At 68.1% G+C, this 16,359-nt stretch carries 17 protein-coding genes, 1 tRNA gene and 1 pseudogene; 5 read left to right on the top strand and 14 right to left on the bottom strand.

Annotation, left to right across the window (positions count from 1 at the left end; all coding sequences use genetic code 11):
• A pseudogene (locus VGR06_RS00205) lies at positions 1-180 on the top strand (AAA family ATPase); the annotation flags it as partial.
• 118 nt (positions 181-298) lie between these two features.
• Here the strand turns inward: VGR06_RS00205 and VGR06_RS00210 are convergent.
• The 5 genes from VGR06_RS00210 to VGR06_RS00230 all read right to left on the bottom strand — a co-directional run bounded on the left by VGR06_RS00210 (position 299) and on the right by VGR06_RS00230 (position 3,583).
• Positions 299-583, bottom strand: a complete 285-nt coding sequence (locus tag VGR06_RS00210) for a hypothetical protein (protein WP_327556839.1) — start codon at positions 581-583, stop codon at positions 299-301.
• A 160-nt stretch (positions 584-743) separates the two neighbouring features.
• Complete coding sequence (locus VGR06_RS00215) at positions 744-1,493, bottom strand: class I SAM-dependent methyltransferase (RefSeq protein WP_327556840.1); 750 nt, start codon at positions 1,491-1,493, stop codon at positions 744-746.
• A gap of 140 nt (positions 1,494-1,633) precedes the next feature.
• The gene (locus VGR06_RS00220; RefSeq protein WP_327556841.1) at positions 1,634-2,083 is read right to left on the bottom strand and encodes an HIT family protein; all 450 of its coding nucleotides are present in this window, start codon (positions 2,081-2,083) and stop codon (positions 1,634-1,636) included.
• Positions 2,084-2,288: 205 nt separating this feature from the next.
• Entirely contained in the window at positions 2,289-2,609 is a 321-nt protein-coding gene (locus VGR06_RS00225) for a PxKF domain-containing protein (RefSeq protein ID WP_327556842.1), read from the bottom strand.
• Entirely contained in the window at positions 2,606-3,583 is a 978-nt protein-coding gene (locus VGR06_RS00230) for a YncE family protein (RefSeq protein WP_327556843.1), read from the bottom strand. The genes VGR06_RS00225 and VGR06_RS00230 overlap by 4 nt, the downstream gene beginning before the upstream one ends.
• A gap of 1,072 nt (positions 3,584-4,655) precedes the next feature.
• Between VGR06_RS00230 and VGR06_RS00235 the strand changes: the two genes are divergently transcribed.
• Positions 4,656-4,940 (top strand): hypothetical protein, encoded by a 285-nt coding sequence (locus tag VGR06_RS00235; RefSeq protein ID WP_327556844.1) that lies wholly within the window; start codon positions 4,656-4,658, stop codon positions 4,938-4,940.
• Between the two features lie 437 nt (positions 4,941-5,377).
• Here the strand turns inward: VGR06_RS00235 and VGR06_RS00240 are convergent, their stop codons facing one another.
• Complete coding sequence (locus tag VGR06_RS00240; protein WP_327556845.1) at positions 5,378-7,072, bottom strand: DUF6119 family protein; 1,695 nt, start codon at positions 7,070-7,072, stop codon at positions 5,378-5,380.
• A 313-nt stretch (positions 7,073-7,385) separates the two neighbouring features.
• Between VGR06_RS00240 and VGR06_RS00245 the strand changes: the two genes are divergently transcribed.
• On the top strand, positions 7,386-8,759 hold the full coding sequence (locus tag VGR06_RS00245) for a site-specific integrase (RefSeq protein WP_327556846.1): 1,374 nt from the start codon (positions 7,386-7,388) through the stop codon (positions 8,757-8,759).
• Positions 8,760-8,842: 83 nt separating this feature from the next.
• Here the strand turns inward: VGR06_RS00245 and VGR06_RS00250 are convergent.
• The 6 genes from VGR06_RS00250 to cmk all read right to left on the bottom strand — a co-directional run bounded on the left by VGR06_RS00250 (position 8,843) and on the right by cmk (position 13,770).
• Positions 8,843-8,916 (bottom strand) — tRNA-Pro (locus VGR06_RS00250).
• Between the two features lie 156 nt (positions 8,917-9,072).
• Positions 9,073-10,221: a sensor histidine kinase gene (locus VGR06_RS00255; RefSeq protein WP_327556847.1), complete on the bottom strand. Its 1,149-nt coding sequence runs from the start codon at positions 10,219-10,221 to the stop codon at positions 9,073-9,075.
• Positions 10,222-10,284: 63 nt separating this feature from the next.
• A complete protein-coding gene (locus VGR06_RS00260; protein ID WP_327556848.1) occupies positions 10,285-10,947 on the bottom strand; it encodes a response regulator transcription factor in 663 nt (220 codons plus the stop codon).
• Positions 10,948-10,979: 32 nt separating this feature from the next.
• A complete protein-coding gene (der, locus tag VGR06_RS00265; protein WP_327556849.1) occupies positions 10,980-12,392 on the bottom strand; it encodes a ribosome biogenesis GTPase Der in 1,413 nt (470 codons plus the stop codon).
• The gene (locus VGR06_RS00270; RefSeq protein WP_327556850.1) at positions 12,389-13,030 is read right to left on the bottom strand and encodes a lysophospholipid acyltransferase family protein; all 642 of its coding nucleotides are present in this window, start codon (positions 13,028-13,030) and stop codon (positions 12,389-12,391) included. Before VGR06_RS00270 ends, der begins: the two co-directional genes overlap by 4 nt.
• A gap of 5 nt (positions 13,031-13,035) precedes the next feature.
• Positions 13,036-13,770: a (d)CMP kinase gene (gene cmk, locus VGR06_RS00275; protein ID WP_327556851.1), complete on the bottom strand. Its 735-nt coding sequence runs from the start codon at positions 13,768-13,770 to the stop codon at positions 13,036-13,038.
• Positions 13,771-13,884: 114 nt separating this feature from the next.
• Between cmk and VGR06_RS00280 the strand changes: the two genes are divergently transcribed.
• The gene (locus tag VGR06_RS00280) at positions 13,885-14,892 is read left to right on the top strand and encodes a hypothetical protein (RefSeq protein ID WP_327556852.1); all 1,008 of its coding nucleotides are present in this window, start codon (positions 13,885-13,887) and stop codon (positions 14,890-14,892) included.
• A 30-nt stretch (positions 14,893-14,922) separates the two neighbouring features.
• Here VGR06_RS00280 and mug read toward each other — a convergent pair whose 3' ends face one another.
• Both mug and VGR06_RS00290 read right to left on the bottom strand, forming a co-directional pair.
• A complete protein-coding gene (gene mug, locus VGR06_RS00285) occupies positions 14,923-15,483 on the bottom strand; it encodes a G/U mismatch-specific DNA glycosylase (RefSeq protein ID WP_327556853.1) in 561 nt (186 codons plus the stop codon).
• The gene (locus tag VGR06_RS00290) at positions 15,480-15,851 is read right to left on the bottom strand and encodes a VOC family protein (RefSeq protein ID WP_327556854.1); all 372 of its coding nucleotides are present in this window, start codon (positions 15,849-15,851) and stop codon (positions 15,480-15,482) included. The genes mug and VGR06_RS00290 overlap by 4 nt, the downstream gene beginning before the upstream one ends.
• Before the next feature lie 37 nt (positions 15,852-15,888).
• Here VGR06_RS00290 and VGR06_RS00295 point away from each other — a divergent pair, with 37 nt between their 5' ends.
• A complete protein-coding gene (locus VGR06_RS00295; RefSeq protein ID WP_327556855.1) occupies positions 15,889-16,356 on the top strand; it encodes a MarR family winged helix-turn-helix transcriptional regulator in 468 nt (155 codons plus the stop codon).
• Positions 16,357-16,359 lie beyond the last annotated feature (3 nt).

A 16,359-nucleotide genomic window follows, 5' to 3' on the forward strand; every position in this document is an offset into this window, starting at 1 on the left:
GGACGCTCCGACACCCTGTTCTCCGACGACGCCACCACGCTGATCCACCAGACCAGCCGCGGTTACCCCCGCGCGGTCAACAACCTCGCCCTGCAATCCTTGGTCGCCGCCTTCGCCTCCGGCAAGAACCTCGTCGACGAACCCGCCACCCGCTCCGCCGTCACCGAGGTCGTCGACTAACCGGCACCACGCCGACCAACCACGGCACCTCACCGACCAAACCCCGCCGCAGCACCACCCGGCGGGGTTTGGTCGCCCCACACCATCGGCACCCACAACGCCTCACCCATCGGCAACTTCAACGCCGCGCAACACCGGCGACCACGGCCATCCGCCGCGACACCGTCGACGGCTTGAACCGGCGGACCTCCTGCATCCACCGCACATACCGCTCCACCTGCGCCCGCTGCACCTCCAACGGCCGCAACCGCTGGTCAACGCACCACGCGAAGAACAGCCGCAGATCAGACTCAGTGTGCGTCCGAGAGACACCCGTGAACCGGCCCAGATACGCCGAGGCCGCCAACCGAAGAACAAGATCGTCCTCGAAGACAGCGGGAACCGCCGATGAAGTGGTCGTCATACCTCAGCACGCTGAGCACGGCCCAGTCATCCGACAAATCGATCACGCTGTCTGCGGCATGAGCGCACGTTCGGCCCGCATCCTCCAACGCCCGATACGCGGCATGAGCGGGCGTTTGGCAGGGTTGGCCGGCTCGGATCGTCTCGTGCGGTGGCAGTGGTCAGGCGGGTCGCAGGACGAAGAACAGGAAGTTCGGGTTGGTGGTGAGGGCTGGGTATTCCTTGGGGAACAGCTCGCGGGCGGCCGGCACGGGCTGCGGCTCGCTGATGACGCAGAGGCGAAACCCGGCCGCGGTGAAGGCGTCGGTCATCGCGTGCAGTGGCCGGGCCCAGAAGCTCATCGGGATGGTCTGGCCGCCCATGGTCCAGTGGAAGGTCCAGTTGTAGGTCTCGAAGTAGTTGGGACTGCCTCCGGCCAGGCGCTGACTGCCGTAGGCGGCAAAGGGATGGTCGACCGAGACGAGTAGCCGACCACCGGGCCTCAAGACACGTCGCAGCTCGGTGAGCGTTGGCCCCCAATCCTGCAGGTAGTGCAGCACCAAGGAGGCGACGACGTCGTCGAACTCGCCGTCCGGCAAGGGCAGCGGGCTGGCCAGGTCGGCGACCCGCAGGTCCGCGTCGGCGCCGAGGCGCCGTCGGGCCAGCTCCAACATCGCGGCGCTCGTGTCGATGCCGGTCACCACGGCTCCGCGAGCGCGCAATGCCGCGGACAGGGCACCCGAGCCGCAACCGGCGTCGAGGATCCGCCTGCCGGCCACCTCCCCGGCGAGCTCCAGCATCGCAGGCCGTTCGTAGTAGGCGTTGACGAGGCTGGTCTCGTTCTCGGCCGTGTACGCCTCGGCGAAGCTGTCATAGTCGTTGGCCCGGGCCGAATCGGCGGGACCTGCACGATCCTCTGGGACCGGATTCATGCCACCCATCCTGGCGCGACCCGACCAGGTGATTCCGCAGGAGGCAGCTGCTCCAGTTCGGTGCGCAGTATTGCCGGCCGCGTTGAGCACCGAAGCACTCGGCAGCACGCCCGATCAGCGGCGTGAGCGGAAGTGACCAGTCAGTCCGTCGACGCGATAGCGTCTTTGATCGCTTGCGCGTCGCTGTCGAGGAGTGATCTCTCGCGTTCCAGCGACTCGGCCTTGAGGGTCCAGCCGTCTCCTGCGTAGCGAGGGATGACGTGAAGGTGGAAGTGGAAGACCGTCTGGAAGGCGACTTCGCCGTCACACAGCAGAACGTTGATTCCCTGGCAGCCCATGCTTGAGCGTCGCAAGGCTCGCGCCATGTCATGACCGACCGACCAAACGTGAGCGCTCGTGGCCGCATCGAGGTCTTCCAGGCCCACCACGTGCTCGCGTGACACGACGAGAAGATGGCCCGGCGTGACCGGGTTCAGGTCCATGAAGACCACAACGATCGCGTCCTCGTACACCACACTGGCCTCGGCCTGCCGGGCCACAATGGCACAGAAAACACACCCCCGCGCCGCCGACGTCGCGTTCTGTGTCATGCGCGCATGGTCCTGGTACGTCCAGACGGATGCTACTCAATTGACGCCGGCGCCTGACCTCCACCGACCGCTCATCGGCAGAAGAGTGTCTTTGGTAAGACGCCGCGTTGTCTCCGGAGGGGGCGCAGGTTCGAGTCCTGCCTGGGCACTGCGTCTCATCTGGCTGTACCAGGACATAGGACATTCATCAGTTCAAACACCCTGGTCAGGTGATCTGGAAGGTGGCGGTGTGTGTGGTGTTGTCGTCGAGGGTGAGGATGAATGTTCGGCAGGTGTCCGTCCAGGTCCGGTTGGTGTGCCAGAGGTAGGTGTAGGTGTCGGTGGTGGGGTTGTAGGACAGTCCGCTGGATCCGGGTGAGGTGGTTTTCTCGATGGGGCCGATGGGGTCACCGGTGGCGCAGTCGATCTGCTGGGAGGCTGGGGAACCGGCGGCAAGGACGGTCAAACTTTGGTTGCCGTCCAGGCTGAACTTGACCGGCACGGTCCGCCCGGCGGACACCGTGTTGACCGCCGGCGGGTTGTTCACCGGCGAGAAGAATCCGGTGAACGTGCATGCCGGCGACCGTTGAGCGCGATTCCGAAGGCTCCGGGAACGCCGGGGATGGTGGTGGTCACCTTATTGGTCGCGGTGTCGATGACCGCCACCCCGAAATCGCTGTTGCCGCCGACATAGGCCAGCGTGCCGGTGGAGTCGACCGCGACGCCCGCGCTGTAAAAGAACCCAGTGGTGACCGTGGCGGTGATCGTGTTGGTGGCCGTGTCGATCACCGACAGGTCGCCGGACGCGCCGGCATGGGTCACATAGATGGTGGCTCCTGACGGGCTGATCCCCAACTGATAGGGATACGCGGTGAACCCCGTGACCGTGGCGCCGACCGTGTTGGTGGCGGTGTCGATCACCGACACGGTCACCGAACCGCTGTCGGCCGTGTAGGCGCGGGTGCCGGCCGGGTTGACCGCCACCGACAGCGGGGTCGAGCCGACCGGGATGGTGGCGCGGATCGTGTTGGTGCTGGTGTCGATCACCGACACGGTGTTCGAGCCGCTGTTGGCCACGTACACGCGGGTACCGGTCGGGTTCACCGCCGCCGACACCGGATTGGCGCCGACATGGACGGTGCCGCGGATCGTGTTGGTGCTGGTGTCGATCACCGACACGGTGTCCGAGCCGCTGTTGACCACGTACACGCGGGTACCGGCCGGGTTGACCGCCACCGACCATGGGCTCGGGCCGGCCGGAATCGTGGCGCTGACCGCGTTGGCGGCGGTATCGATCACCGACACGGTGTCTGACAAGCCGTTGGCCACATATGCTCGGGTACCGGCCCGGTTCACCGCCACTGAAACCGGGTACACGCCGACCGGGATGGTGGCGCTGACCGTGTCGGTGGTGGTGTCAATCACCGACAATGTCCTAAAACTGAGATTTGTGACATACGCCCGCGTGGTGGGAATGGCCGCTGCCTGGGCCGCCGGGACCGGCGCGAGCACGACCGCCACGAGGGCCAACACGAACGGCAATACCCGCCGGCCGCGAGTGAACGGAGTCTGTCGAATCGCTAGCATGATTCTCCCTTGCTCTGGACGACTCCGTGGATTCCAACAGAACGGCAGACGGCGGTACAGGGTCATTGTGCTCTCGTGTGGAGATGCTAATTGTCCGCATCAAGATAGCACAGATCGCGAGAATTATTTGTATTTGAAACCAGGTCCGGCCGTGTCACGAATTTGTCTACAATGGGGCGGGTCTGAAGGGGTACGGTCCCTGACGTCGTTCGTACACCGCCGAAACTCGCACCGCAGGTGGGTTCCGGCGCCAGGTCGGCGATAGTCGAGTCGCGGTCAGCATCCGGCTGGCCAGGAACCGGCCGGAGCGCTTCCACGGCCGGTCGAGAGCGTCCTCCCGGGGCCACTCACCTGATCAAACATGTCCACAGGTCAGCCCAGGTCCGGTTGGTGCCCTACGGGCGCGCGGAAAGCGTTCGCGAGATCGCCGTGGGGCGGGAGTTGCCGGGCTCGCTCATGCCTACCGCCCGCTCGGCGGCATGAGCAGCGTAACGCAGGGAATGTCAAGTGGGCGGGGGCTCCGGCCCGTCTCCTCGTGCTCTACCTAGCGTGCAAGCGGGTTGTTCCCGACAGCGTTCAACCGAGTTGGTGAGGGGACGGGCGGGGCTGCCCATGCTCATGCGCGAGGTGGGTTCCTCGAGGGACGTTCGGGCTTGCCCCGCCCGAGTTCGTGGCGCAGGAGTTGCGCACCGTGAAGGGTGCCGATGGCTAGCGGTGCCAGGCGGTCAGGCTGCGGCCTGACAACCTCTGTCGCCGGCGGCGATCGAGGGATCCCATCGAACTTTTGCGGGTGACGATGACGTGCAGCCAGCGCAATAGTGCCGCAGCGCAGGCCGCGCGAGCTTGTTGCGCGGCGAGACGGTTGTCCGCGCGCGTGGTCAGGTAGCGGAACCGAGCCATCATGACGGCGTTGTTGGGCAGCGTAGCCCATACTGCCCGCCACACGGCTAGTAGACCGTCGCTTCTAATGTTTGGGATATAGGTGGCGGAGTCTGGTGCGGGCGTCTTGGGTGGTGAAGTGCCATTGGACTTGGCGTTGGTCGGTGTTGACGGCGGTCTGCCAGGCGGCGAGTTCGGTGTTGAGGATGTCGATGTCGTCGATGCGTCGGTCGAGGCATTGGCGGGTGAGGGCGGAGAGTTCGATCTCGGCGATGTTGAGCCAGGACCCGTGTTTGCCCTGTGGTGGTGCGAGTCCGGCGCTGTCATTTTCGAAGAGGCGGCCGGTTTTGGATCTCGCATTCCGCGATTAATCCAATTCGGCCCGGCCACCTGGATCAGACAGCAGCACTAGCCCTGTTCACCCTTAGATTTCGACGATTCGCCGGCCGACCCGACGCAAACGTGGCTATGTTGATCATATTGCACGGCGTAGAGACCATCCGCGCGGCGATAGCTACAACAGCGTCATCTCCGATTGAGTATTGCAATCGAAAGGGGACGCGACAGAGAGTCCTCCAGGCTTCGTTGGGACATAGGAGCTCGTTGGGCTCCCCGGGAGAGGATTCACCTGCATCGCAAAAGTGTGACCGCAGCAGCCAAAGTTAACTGAAAGTGACCGAAAGATATATCAATTCTTTGCCAGTTGGACAGCACCGACTACGCAACCAAGCTTCTCATCATGATGATGCACCAAGTCGAAACAGGTACTTTCCTGGTCCATGAAAGTCGCCACGGTGCGTGATTCTCGGGTGAGCCGCTAAACGCCGGCGAATCGTCGATCAAGAGGATTCACGGGATCACGCTGATCTGCAGTGGTATTCCGTAGGTTGTCAACGCTACCGATGCGGATACCAGGGCAGATCGTGCGAAGGTGAACAACGTGTTCGGCTCCAACGGCTTGTCTGAACGGTGAATGGCGTACACCAGTCCGGCTGGGCGGTGGCCAAGCGCGTCAGCCCGTGCCGCGTCCTGCTTTCCGACCAGCTCGACGTACTTGTTCCAGGTGGCCTGGTCAGTCAGGCTTTCGACGGCCACTAGTCCTTGAGCGAACAGGTGACTCAGCACGGACGACCCGGTGTCGCTGCTCACCTTCTTCACATGTACCAGCACGTTATCCGGTCCGAGAAGATCGCACGTTTCGAACCCGCGGGGATGGATACGCGTTTTGACCAGCTTACGGTCCAGACAGAGGAAACGGTGGTCGGTGTCGGCGACATAGCGGTTGTATGCCCCTTCGACTACGATGCCATCCTCGTTGCGCGGCGCGTCCTCCCAGCGCGGCAGCGTCCAGGGCGGCGTGTTCTTGAACGCCTCGGACACGACCCGGTCCACGTGGTTCAGGTACTTCTCGCCGAGTTCGTACCAGTCGCCGTCGAGAAGAACGAACCGGTAGGTCGGGTCGATGACCTCCGCGGCCATCCAGTGCAGCGCGGACACGTCGCCACCCAGGCTCAGGCCGGCATCGTCGAGCCCTTCGATGCTGCTGGAGCGCAGCACCCGGAGGTAATCGTCTCGCGGGTGGTGCCGTACGCCGTCTTGAAGATGCTCAATGGTGAGCTCGTCGGTGTCGATGACCACTGACCCGATGTTGCCTCGGTACCGCTGTACGCCAGGACCGTCGTAGTACCGGGCGGGATAGGCGATGCCGATCTCACCGCGCACCGGATCCGGTTCCGCCAGCAGGTCGACCGCCGTCGAGTCAAGCACCTCGCACAGGTCGTTACTGGGGACCAGTCGACGGACCCACTGCAGCGGCTCGAGCCGAGGATGAACGTCCATCGCGTCAACAACTCGGGTCAACTCCCGCAGATCCGAGACCAATGACTCGCCCTCGATACCCAACGGGGCATGGAGTCCGTCGCCGCATTCGAGGCTGAGCCGGAAGTTTCGATACGTGCCGCGGCGGCGAACGTAGGTCAGGTCAACTGCGGCACCGCCGTCGACCTTGCCGGTGAGGTTACGCACCAGCTCGGCATGCTCGCGAAGCCCGAACGCCCACAGGCCCTGGCCCCCGGGAACCATGTTGCGGTCCACTCGCGACTTGGCGCTCAACGCCCACCGGGTGATCTGCCGGATCTCATCGGGGTCAAGTAGACGCACCGCGACATCCAGCCCGAACTGACGGTCGACCTTGCTCTCCCGCAGGTACCGCCATCCCTGCCCAAAGGCCAAGGCATAGTGGACCTCGTCTACCTGGAGGAACAGAGCGGCTGACGCGGTTGTGCTGATGAATCCCAGATCCACCCCGGTCAAGGACGTGATCGCCGCCGTCCATTCCACCGGGCCCGCCTCGGACTCGCCCGACACCAGCAGAGCCGGCAGCGAGCCGACCTCAACCTCCTGGACTTCGAACCTCTCCTCACGGTCATCGAGAACCTTCAGGGCCACCAGGTCACGCAACGATCCGGACGAATACAGCCGATACACGCTCATTTTTCGCGTTGCGAACGACCCCAGCCCGCCCTCGACGTCAGGATCATCCATCACGCCCAAATCAATAGCAAAACCACGCTGCGTAGTCCAGTACCACAGTCATGTATCACCCGATCGGGTACCCACAGCAGATTCTCTCACGTTGCGCACATGAGCCTCGCAACGACCCGACTAACCGAGCGGCCCAGACGGCGCAGCCCTGTCATGACTGAGCCGGCCGACACCTACCAACATGCAGAGCATTCGGAAATGTAATCACATCCACGCAAAGGAGCCATATCCGTTCACTCGGTCAGGTACTTGCGTTCTGGTCGGCCGGAGCGGATCACAGGAGGGGCAAATGTCACCTCGTGAGGAGGTCGTCATGGCCTGGACCGAACGCACCAGCAGCAAACACTGGCGAGTTCGATGCCGTCGAAGCGACGGCTCGGTCGTGTCGGAAGGCGGGTTCCCCTCTCGGAAGGCCGCACAGAACCGCGCCCGGGAGATCGAAGTCGACCAACGGCGGCACGCACACCACGACCCGGCGCTGGCCCAGCTGACGCTCGACGAGTGGCTGCCACGCTGGTGGCCCACCCTCGACATCGACGAACTCACCGCCGAGAACTGCCAATACCTGGTCACCAAGCATATCGGTCCCCGCTTCGCCCACCTGGCCCTGGGCGACATCCACAGCAGTGACATCAACCGGTGGTCGGCTGAGTTGTACGCGTGTGGCTACGAGCACTCCACAGTGCAAGGCATCATCGGGTTGCTAGGGCGCATCCTCAGCGACGCCGTCGACGACGGCCTCATCCCCGCCAACCCCGTCCACCACCATCGCAACCGCGGCAAGCGCGCCCGCCACATCCACCGCGAAATGCTGTGGGCCACCCCAGAGGAAGTCCTGCGCGGCGCACTGCAAGCCGCCCAGTTGCACGATCGCGGCAGCGCGTTGCTCATCGTCACGGCCGCCTGGACCGGCTGCCGTTGGGGTGAGCTCGCCGGGCTGCAACGCCCCAATACCCACCTCGACGAGCGGATCATCGTCATCGACCCGGACCTGGGCGGGCTGAAGGAAAGCGCCTATCGCCAGTGGCTCGGCGCACCCAAGACCGGAGCCAGCGCCCGTACCGTCACCCTCCCGGCGTTCCTAGCCGTCCTGCTCAAACACCACCTGGACGCCCACGACTACTCCCCCGTGTTCGCCAACGCCGACGGCGGGTTCCTGTGGCGCCGCAGCTGGCGCACCCGCACCTTCAACCCAGCCTTCGACGGCAACCACGACCAACCCGACCCACCGGTGCGTACCCACCCGATCCGACCTGGCCTGACCTTTCATGAACTGCGGCACAGCCACAAGACCTGGCTCATCGCCGCCGGCATCCCCGAAATCGCCCAGGCCCGACGCCTCGGCCACCGCCTCGACAAACGCGTCGCCGAGGTCTACAGCCACGTCGCCGACGAGATCGAAGCCCGCATCCAAGCCGCCCTCAAACAAGCCTGGCTCGACGCCCGCCATGCCATCGCCGCCCACCCGACCCCGCCACCGGTCACCCCGCGCACGGGATGGATCCGACGACGCCTACCCAACGAGATCTCACCGCACCCCGCAGGGATCGTCACGGGCTCCACCACCCACGCGCCGCCACCCACTCCGCTGACCTGCACAAACATATCCGACGACCATGAGGGCGGTGATCAAATATGGAGCACGACGCCCCAGAATCACCCCATACTCGATCAAAGCCACACCTGAAGACGATCACCAAAGATCAACCGCGAGAATAAGAACAGCCGCTGACCTGGGATGATATCCAGGTCAGCGGCCATCATAAGCCGTCGGGCTGACAGGATTTGAACCTGCGACCCCTTGACCCCCAGTCAAGTGCGCTACCAAACTGCGCCACAGCCCGGCCGCATCCCCGGGTGGGGGTGCCGCGACAGCTTAGCGTACCCCCGGGGAGACGTTTGGGTCGGCGTCGCTTTTGCCCAGGCAGGGACTCGCGTGTGCGAGTCCCTGCGATCCCCTCGGCCCTTCGTCGCTCCCCTGGCGACGCCGACGGGGGCAACTATGGCTCACTGAGGGTCGGGGTAGTACCGCCGGAAGTTGAGTGGGCGGGCTCGACTTTCGTAGGGGGGTGGAGGGGGAGTTCGGCAAGCACGGAGAAGCCGCCGTCGGGGAGGGGTTGGGCGCGGAGGGTGCCACCGACCGTGTTCACCCGTTCGGTGAGGCCTTCGAGGCCGGTGCCGCCGGGGCCGTCCGTGGCGGGTGTCGGGGGGCGGGTGGGTGGGGCGTTGACGATGGACACGAGGACGTGGGGGGTGTCGCGGACTAGGCGGACTTGGACGGACGACGCCGGGGCGTGTTTGGTGACGTTGGTGAGGGCTTCCTGGACGATCCGGTAGATCGCGCGGCCGACGGCGGGGCTGGTGTCGTCGGCGGACACGTCGCCGTCGAAGTCGATGTGGAGGCCGGCGCGGCAGACGCGGGTGAGGAGGTCGGGGAGGTCGGCCAGGCCCAGGGGGCGGGCGGTGTCGTTGAGGAGGCCTAGGGCGGCGCGCATTTCGGCCAGGGATTCGCGGGCGAGGACGCGGAGGCGGAGGGCGACTTCGCGGGTGGCGTCGTCCGGGGCGGTGGCGGCGAGGGCGGCGGACTGGACGGCGATCAGGGTGGCGTGGTGGCCGACGGCGTCGTGGATCTCGCGGGCGATGCGGGCGCGTTCGGCGGCGCGGGCCGACTCGATGCGGGCTTCGAGTTCGGCGGAGCGGGCACGGCGGGTTTCGGCGAGGGAGGCGATGAGCTCGCGGCGGAGGCGGACGAGGACGCCGAACGCGGCCGGGCCGAGGAGGCCGAAGACGCTGAACGCAACGCTCATGACCCGGTCCTGCCAGGGCATGGCGAGCTTGAGGTGCAGCGGGAGGAGCATGGCGATCAGGCCGGCGGCCACCCAGACGAGGGTCACCCGGAAGCGGTACACGCGGCCGATTCGGTACAGGGCGATGATCGCGGGCGGCCAGCCGAGGCCACCGACCAGGCCGGGCAGGCAGAGCAGCATGGCCAGCCACGGCCAGCGCAGCCGCAGGGGCAGCGCCGCGGAGGCCAGCAGAGCGGTCGGCAGGGCGAAGGAGAACGGCGTCGGGTGGGACAGCAGCGCGGCCGCCACGGGGCTCGCGACCACCACGATCTCGCCGAGCAGCACCCAGAGCCAGCGCGGCATGGTTCCACCTCCAGCCTGGTCAACTCCGGTCACTCTAAGCCGTCGCCGTGCCGGCCGGCGCGGTCACAACTCCTCACGGACGCCGATGGTGCGCTGGGCCAGCAACGCGGCCTGCACGCGGTTCTGGACGCCGAGCTTGGTCAACAAGGTGGAGACGTAGCTCTTCACGGTGGCTTCGGTGAGGCCGAGTTGGCTGGCGATCTCGGCGTTGGGGCGACCGGAGGCCAGGAGGCCGAGAACCTGGCGTTCGCGGGCGCTCAACGCCTCGAGCACCGAACTCTGGTGGAGTTGGCCACCCGCGACCCGCAGCCGCGGCAGGAGTCGGGCGGTGATCCGGGGATCGAGCACCGCGCCGCCGGACGCGAGGTCCAGCACGGCCCGGGCGAGGAACTCCGGGTCGGCGTCCTTCAGCAGGAATCCGTGCGCGCCGAGATCCAGGGCGGTGGCGACGTAGTCGTCGAGGTCGAACGTGGTGAGGATGGCGGTGGCCGGCGGGTCGGGCAGGGCGAGCACCGCACCGAGCACGTCCAGGCCGCCGGTGCCGGGCATCTGCACGTCGAGCAGCAGGACGTCCGGGCGGTGCACCCGCACGGCCTCCAGTGCCTCGAGCCCGTCGGCGGCCTCGGCGACGACCTCGATCCGGCCGTCGGCGGACAGCAGCACGCTCAGCGCAGTACGCAGCAACCGCTCGTCGTCGGCGATCACTACCCGTACCGGCACCGGCATCCTCCTTGGCGAAGCGTTCGATGGTAGTGCTGTCACCGGCCTTTGCGCGGGCGCTTTTCCCGCACCCGCACGGAGATTCGCACCGGGCTGCCGGCGAAGCCGAACCGCTCGCGGAACTTCCGCTCGAGGAACCGGCGGTACCCGGCCTCCAGGAAGCCCGTGGTGAACAGCACGAGCGTGGGCGGGCGGGTCTGCGCCTGGGTGGCGAAGAGCACCTTCGGCTGCTTGCCGCCACGCACCGGCGGCGGAGTGGCCGCGATCAGCTCGCCCAGCCAGGCGTTCAGCGCGCCCGTGGGCACCCGCTGGTCCCAGGACGCGAGCGCGGTCCGCAGCGCGGGGGCGAGCTTGCGCACGGACCGCCCGGTCAGCGCGGAGACGTTGACCTTCTCCGCCCACGGCACCCGGACCAGGCCGCGGTCGAGCTCGCGGGCCAGCTCGTACCGCCGGTCCTCGCCGACCAGGTCCCACTTGTTCAACGCCAGCACGCAGGCCCGGCCGGCGTCCACGACCATGGTCAGCACCCGCAGATCCTGCTCGGCGATCGGCTCGCTGGCGTCCAGCAGCACGATCGCCACCTCGGCCGCCTCGATGGCCGCCCGGGTGCGCAGCGACGCGTAGTACTCGGTGCCGCTGGCCGTGTTCACCCGCTTGCGCAGGCCCGCGGTGTCCACGAACCGCCACACGTCGCCGTCCAGCTCGACCAGCGAGTCGACCGGGTCCACCGTGGTGCCGGCGACCTCGTGCACCACCGACCGCTCCTCCCCGGTCAACTTGTTGAGCAGGCTGGATTTTCCCACGTTGGGCTTGCCGATCAGGGCGACCCGGCGCGGCCCGCCGGACGGCCCGAACGTCTCCCGCGGCGTCTCCGGCAGCGCGGCCAGGATGGCGTCGAGCAGGTCGCCGGAGCCGCGCCCGTGCAGCGCGCTCACCGGATGCGGGTGGCCGAGGCCGAGCGACCACAGCGCGGCGGTGTCGGACATCAGCCGGTTGTCGTCGACCTTGTTGGCGGCCAGCAACACCGGACGCTTGGACCGGCGCAGCACCTTGGCCACCCGCTCGTCGGTCGACGTCGCCCCGACGGACGCGTCCACCACCAGCAGCACCGCGTCCGCGGTGGCCATGGCGAGCTCCGCCTGGACGGTGACCGCCGCGCCCAGGCCGACCGCACCGGGGTCCCAGCCACCGGTGTCCACCACGGTGAACCGGCGCCCGGACCACATCGCGTCGTAGGCCACCCGGTCCCGGGTCACGCCGGGGATGTCCTGCACGACCGCCTCCCGGCGGCCGAGGATCCGGTTCACCAGCGTGGACTTGCCGACGTTGGGCCGGCCGACCACGGCCAGCACCGGCTGCGGCGGCTCGCCACCCTCCTCGTCGGGGTGCCCGAACTCCTCGTCCACCGCGGTCCACTCGGACTCGTCGGCCCAGCTGCCGTCCTCGGTCATCTCCGCCCTCGTCGTTCGTCAAGCTCGCACACCAGGTCGGCCAGCCGGCCCCGGATCTCCTCGGTGGCCGCCGCCAGGCCGGACCGTCCCCGGGCGACGGTCACCGTGAACGGCGTGCCGACCAGAATGTCCACCGCCGGGCGGAACCGGCGCCCGCTGCCGTCCGGCCGCCTCGTGCCGCGGGTGGCCACCGGCAGCACCACCGCGCCGGACGTGCGCACCAGCCAGGCCGCGCCCTGCTCGGCATGCAGCATGTCACCACTGCCCCGGCTACCCTCGGGGAACACGCCGACCAGGCCGCCCAGTCGCAGGAACTGTACTGCCGCCATGAGGGGGGCCCGGTCGGCAGTGCCGCGGCGGATGGGCAGCTGCCCGAGCCAGCCCAGCAGCCGGCCGAGAACGCCCCGCCAGATCTCGGACTTCACCAGGAACACCGAGCGCCGCCGGACCAGGCCGAAGATCAGCTGCGGTTCCATGAACGAGCTGTGGTTGGCCACCAGGACCACCTGACCGGTGGCCGGAATCCGGTCCCGGCCGTGCACCCGGATCCGGTACGCCGGGCGGTAGAGCCAGCCGGCCAGCCACCGGGCGAAGTCGTGCAGCCAGGGCTTGGCGCCCTCGGGCAGCGCGGGTCCCACCGTCGTCACCGTCCGGTGCGCTCGGCCGCCACCCCGCGCAGACCACGCTCGTCCACAATGGACATCAGCAGGGCGGTGACCCCGGCCAGGTCGAGCTCGGTGGTGTCCACCAGCACGGCGTCGTCGGCGGCGCGCAGCGGGGAGGCCGCCCGGGAGGAGTCGAGCCGGTCCCGGCGGTCCACGTCCCGGCGCGCGGCGTCCACAGTGGACAGACGGCCCTCGGCCACGTCCTGCCGGGACCGGCGCAGCGCCCGCGCGTCCGAGGAGGCGGTGAGGAACACCTTGAGCGCGGCGTCCGGCGCGACCACGGTGCCGATGTCGCGGCCCTCGACCACGATGCCCCGATGCCGCGCGCGCTCCTGCTCGATGATCGCGCGCTGCCGGTCCACCAGCAGCTCGCGTACCCGGGGGATCGCCGACACCGCGGACACCGCCCGGGTCACCGCCGGCCCGCGGATCTCCCGCGCCACGTCCTCGCCGTCGAGGTGCACGGCGGGGTGGCCGGGGTCCGTGCCCACCCGCAGGTCGACCGCCTCGGCGATCGGGATCACCCGCGCCGCGTCGGCCGGGTCGGCACCGGCCCGGAGCACGGCCAGCGTCACGGCGCGGTACATCGCCCCGGTGTCCAGGTAGCTCGCACCGAGCAGGACGGCAACCCGCCGCGCCACGGTGGACTTTCCGGTGCCCGACGGGCCGTCCAGCGCGACGACCCCGCGCAGATCACCAACGTCCACCCGCATCCTCCTCGCGCTCCCCTCCATTCTGCCTTGCCTGCTCAGCGAGGGGTGACGGCGCCGGCTTCAACTACTTTTCGCAACCTTGCCGGTGCGGTCCGCTGTTAGTCTGGTTCGTTGATGACCTCACCCGACGCCGGAGATTCCGAGCCGGCCACGCCCACGGCCGCGGCCGGCGACGAGCCGCCGCTGCCGGTCGGTTCGTGGCGGGCGCGGCAGCGCCTGGAGTACCACGAGCAGCAGATGCTGATGGTGCAAGCCGAGCGCGGCCCGGCCTACGGCGCCGCCGTGCTGGTGATCACCCTCGTGGTCGGCGCGCTCGTGTATTTCGCGATGCGCCAACCCGTTCAGCATCTCGCCGGCACGGCCCGCCCGGTGACCGAGCTGCCACCGGCACCCACCGCCACCTCCAACCCGGAGCCGCCGCCACCCCCGGCGACGACCTCCAGCGCTCCGGCGTCCACTCCCCCGGCCGACGCCCGCGCCGCCCTCGCCCGCCATCCATTGTCCACTTCGGACGCAACGCTGGGCACCACGGTGTGCGCGCTCACCCGGTTCGACCCGGCCGACGAGCGGCAGGCGAAGTTCTTCCAGGAGGCCAAGATCTGCGCCGACGCGGTGTGGGGCGGCGCGCTGACCGCGGCCGGGCTGCCGACGCTGCCGATCCAGCTCGTCACCGTCCAGGGTGGTCCGGCGAGCACCCAGTGCGGGCCGGTGAACCCGACCGACCGGCCGACCCAGTGCCGCGCGACGGTGTACATGACCCCGGCCCACCTGCGCGACGTCGAGCACGACGACCGCTACCCGGGCCGCTACTTCGGGGTGTTCCTGCGCGAGTACGCCAGGGCGGTGCAGGAGGCGACCGGGCTGACCGCGTTGCAGGCCGTCGCCCGCAAGCAACCGGGCGCCGCGCCGGCGGACCTCGACACCCGGCTCGCCCAGCAGGCCACCTGCCTCGCCGGCGCCGCCGCCGGCGCGATGGCCGGCCAGGGCGCCGTGGATGCCAACATCACCAACGAGATCCGCGACCGATTATCCACAGTGGACGCTCCGCCTGACGCGGCCGCCTGGCTGGCCAAGGGCTTCCAGAGCAAGTCGTTCGCCGCGTGCAACACCTGGGCCAATTGACCTGGGAAGCAATATGACATTGCTTTCCTTCTATGGCGGCAATGTCACATTCTGCACCCGCTGATACAGGGCGCGGAACTCGTCAGCCAGCTGAGGTAGCTGGTAGTGCGCGTTGAGGCCGCTGGGGTTGGGTAGCACCCACAGCCGCGACCCGCCGAGACGGTCCGGCTGCTCGCCGATGGTCGCTTGTGGACGGTTGAAACCGGTACGGTAGGCGGAGATTCCGACGACGGCGACGAACCTGGGCGCGTACTCGGCGGCCAGTGCGGTCAACCTTTCGGCACCCTGGCGGAGCTCGCTGGCGGTCAACTCGTCGGCGCGGGCGGTGGCTCGCGCGACCACGTTCGTCACGCCGAGCCCATAGGTGAGTAGTAGCGCCTGCTCGGCCGGCGCGAGCTGGCGTGGGGTGAACCCGGACAGGTGCAGCGCCGGCCAGAAGCGGTTGCCGGGACGGGCGAAGTGGTGGCCGGTGGCCGCCGAGTAGAGGCCGGGGTTGATGCCGCAGAACAGCACCGCCAGGCCGGGTGTGATCACGTCGGGAATGGTGCGGGTACGGGCGGCTTCCAGATCGGCGGCCGTGGGCCTGGTCACCCGAGCGGGCGCTCCTCCATGAGCGCGAGGTTGTGGCCGTCCGGGTCGGTGAAGAACGTCATCCACAGCTCGGACTCCCCCTTGTGCACGATGTGCGGCGGCTTGGCCATCGGCGCACCGGCGGCGACCAGCCGGGCGTACTCGGCGTCGATGTCCTCGACCGTGAAGTAGACCATGACCTGGCTGCGGTACGCCGGCGTCTCGGGCACCCCCAGGTAGAGCCGGACCTGGCCGGACTGGAAGAACACCATCGGGCGGCCCGGCACCCGGAACAGCATCGGGATGCCCAGCACGTCGCGGTAGAACCCGATCGCCCGGTCGAGGTCGGTGACGCTGATGTGAACCTGGCCGACTGGACCAACTGCCATGCTTCCTCCTACCCTTAACCCAGGTGAAAGGATAACCATGGTTAAAGAACGCGGTCAACTGCCCGCCCGCCCGGCCGGCCTACCCGCCGACCAGCGCCACGAGACAGCCAACCTGCTGCACTCCGCCACGGTTCGCCTGCTCCGCCTCGCCGCCTCCGCCGACGTCGGCATGAACCTCGACGGCCCGCGCGCCTCCCTGCTCTCCGTCCTGGTGTTCGGCGGCCCCCAACCGATCAGCCGGCTCGCCGGCCTCGAACGCGTCTCCCCGCCGAACATCACCAAGCTCGTCGACGCCCTGGAGTCCGACGACCTGGTCCGCCGCAACCGCTCCACCGGCGACCGCCGCGTCGTCCTCGTCGAAGCCACCCCGACCGGCCGCCGCCTTCTGGAACGCGGCCGCGCCGCCCGGGTGCGCACGATCGCGAAACTCCTACACGACGCCACCCCGGACGAGCTGGCTATGCTCGAGCGGGCCGCGAAGATCATCGCGGCCCGGTTGTCCTGACTG

The sequence above is a fragment of the Actinophytocola sp. genome (assembly GCF_036002505.1).
Taxonomy (GTDB): domain Bacteria; phylum Actinomycetota; class Actinomycetes; order Mycobacteriales; family Pseudonocardiaceae; genus DASYTH01.

Bases quoted from the DNA above. Each gene is read 5' to 3' on its own strand.
- VGR06_RS00210 (WP_327556839.1), bottom strand. From the start codon at position 583: ATGACGACCACTTCATCGGCGGTTCCCGCTGTCTTCGAGGACGATCTT.
- VGR06_RS00215 (WP_327556840.1), bottom strand. From the start codon at position 1,493: ATGAATCCGGTCCCAGAGGATCGTGCAGGTCCCGCCGATTCGGCCCGG.
- VGR06_RS00220 (WP_327556841.1), bottom strand. From the start codon at position 2,083: ATGACACAGAACGCGACGTCGGCGGCGCGGGGGTGTGTTTTCTGTGCC.
- VGR06_RS00240 (WP_327556845.1), bottom strand. From the start codon at position 7,072: ATGGATGATCCTGACGTCGAGGGCGGGCTGGGGTCGTTCGCAACGCGA.
- VGR06_RS00245 (WP_327556846.1), top strand. From the start codon at position 7,386: ATGGCCTGGACCGAACGCACCAGCAGCAAACACTGGCGAGTTCGATGC.
- VGR06_RS00255 (WP_327556847.1), bottom strand. From the start codon at position 10,221: ATGCCGCGCTGGCTCTGGGTGCTGCTCGGCGAGATCGTGGTGGTCGCG.
- VGR06_RS00260 (WP_327556848.1), bottom strand. From the start codon at position 10,947: ATGCCGGTGCCGGTACGGGTAGTGATCGCCGACGACGAGCGGTTGCTG.
- der (WP_327556849.1), bottom strand. From the start codon at position 12,392: ATGACCGAGGACGGCAGCTGGGCCGACGAGTCCGAGTGGACCGCGGTG.
- cmk (WP_327556851.1), bottom strand. From the start codon at position 13,770: ATGCGGGTGGACGTTGGTGATCTGCGCGGGGTCGTCGCGCTGGACGGC.
- VGR06_RS00280 (WP_327556852.1), top strand. From the start codon at position 13,885: ATGACCTCACCCGACGCCGGAGATTCCGAGCCGGCCACGCCCACGGCC.
- VGR06_RS00290 (WP_327556854.1), bottom strand. From the start codon at position 15,851: ATGGCAGTTGGTCCAGTCGGCCAGGTTCACATCAGCGTCACCGACCTC.
- VGR06_RS00295 (WP_327556855.1), top strand. From the start codon at position 15,889: ATGGTTAAAGAACGCGGTCAACTGCCCGCCCGCCCGGCCGGCCTACCC.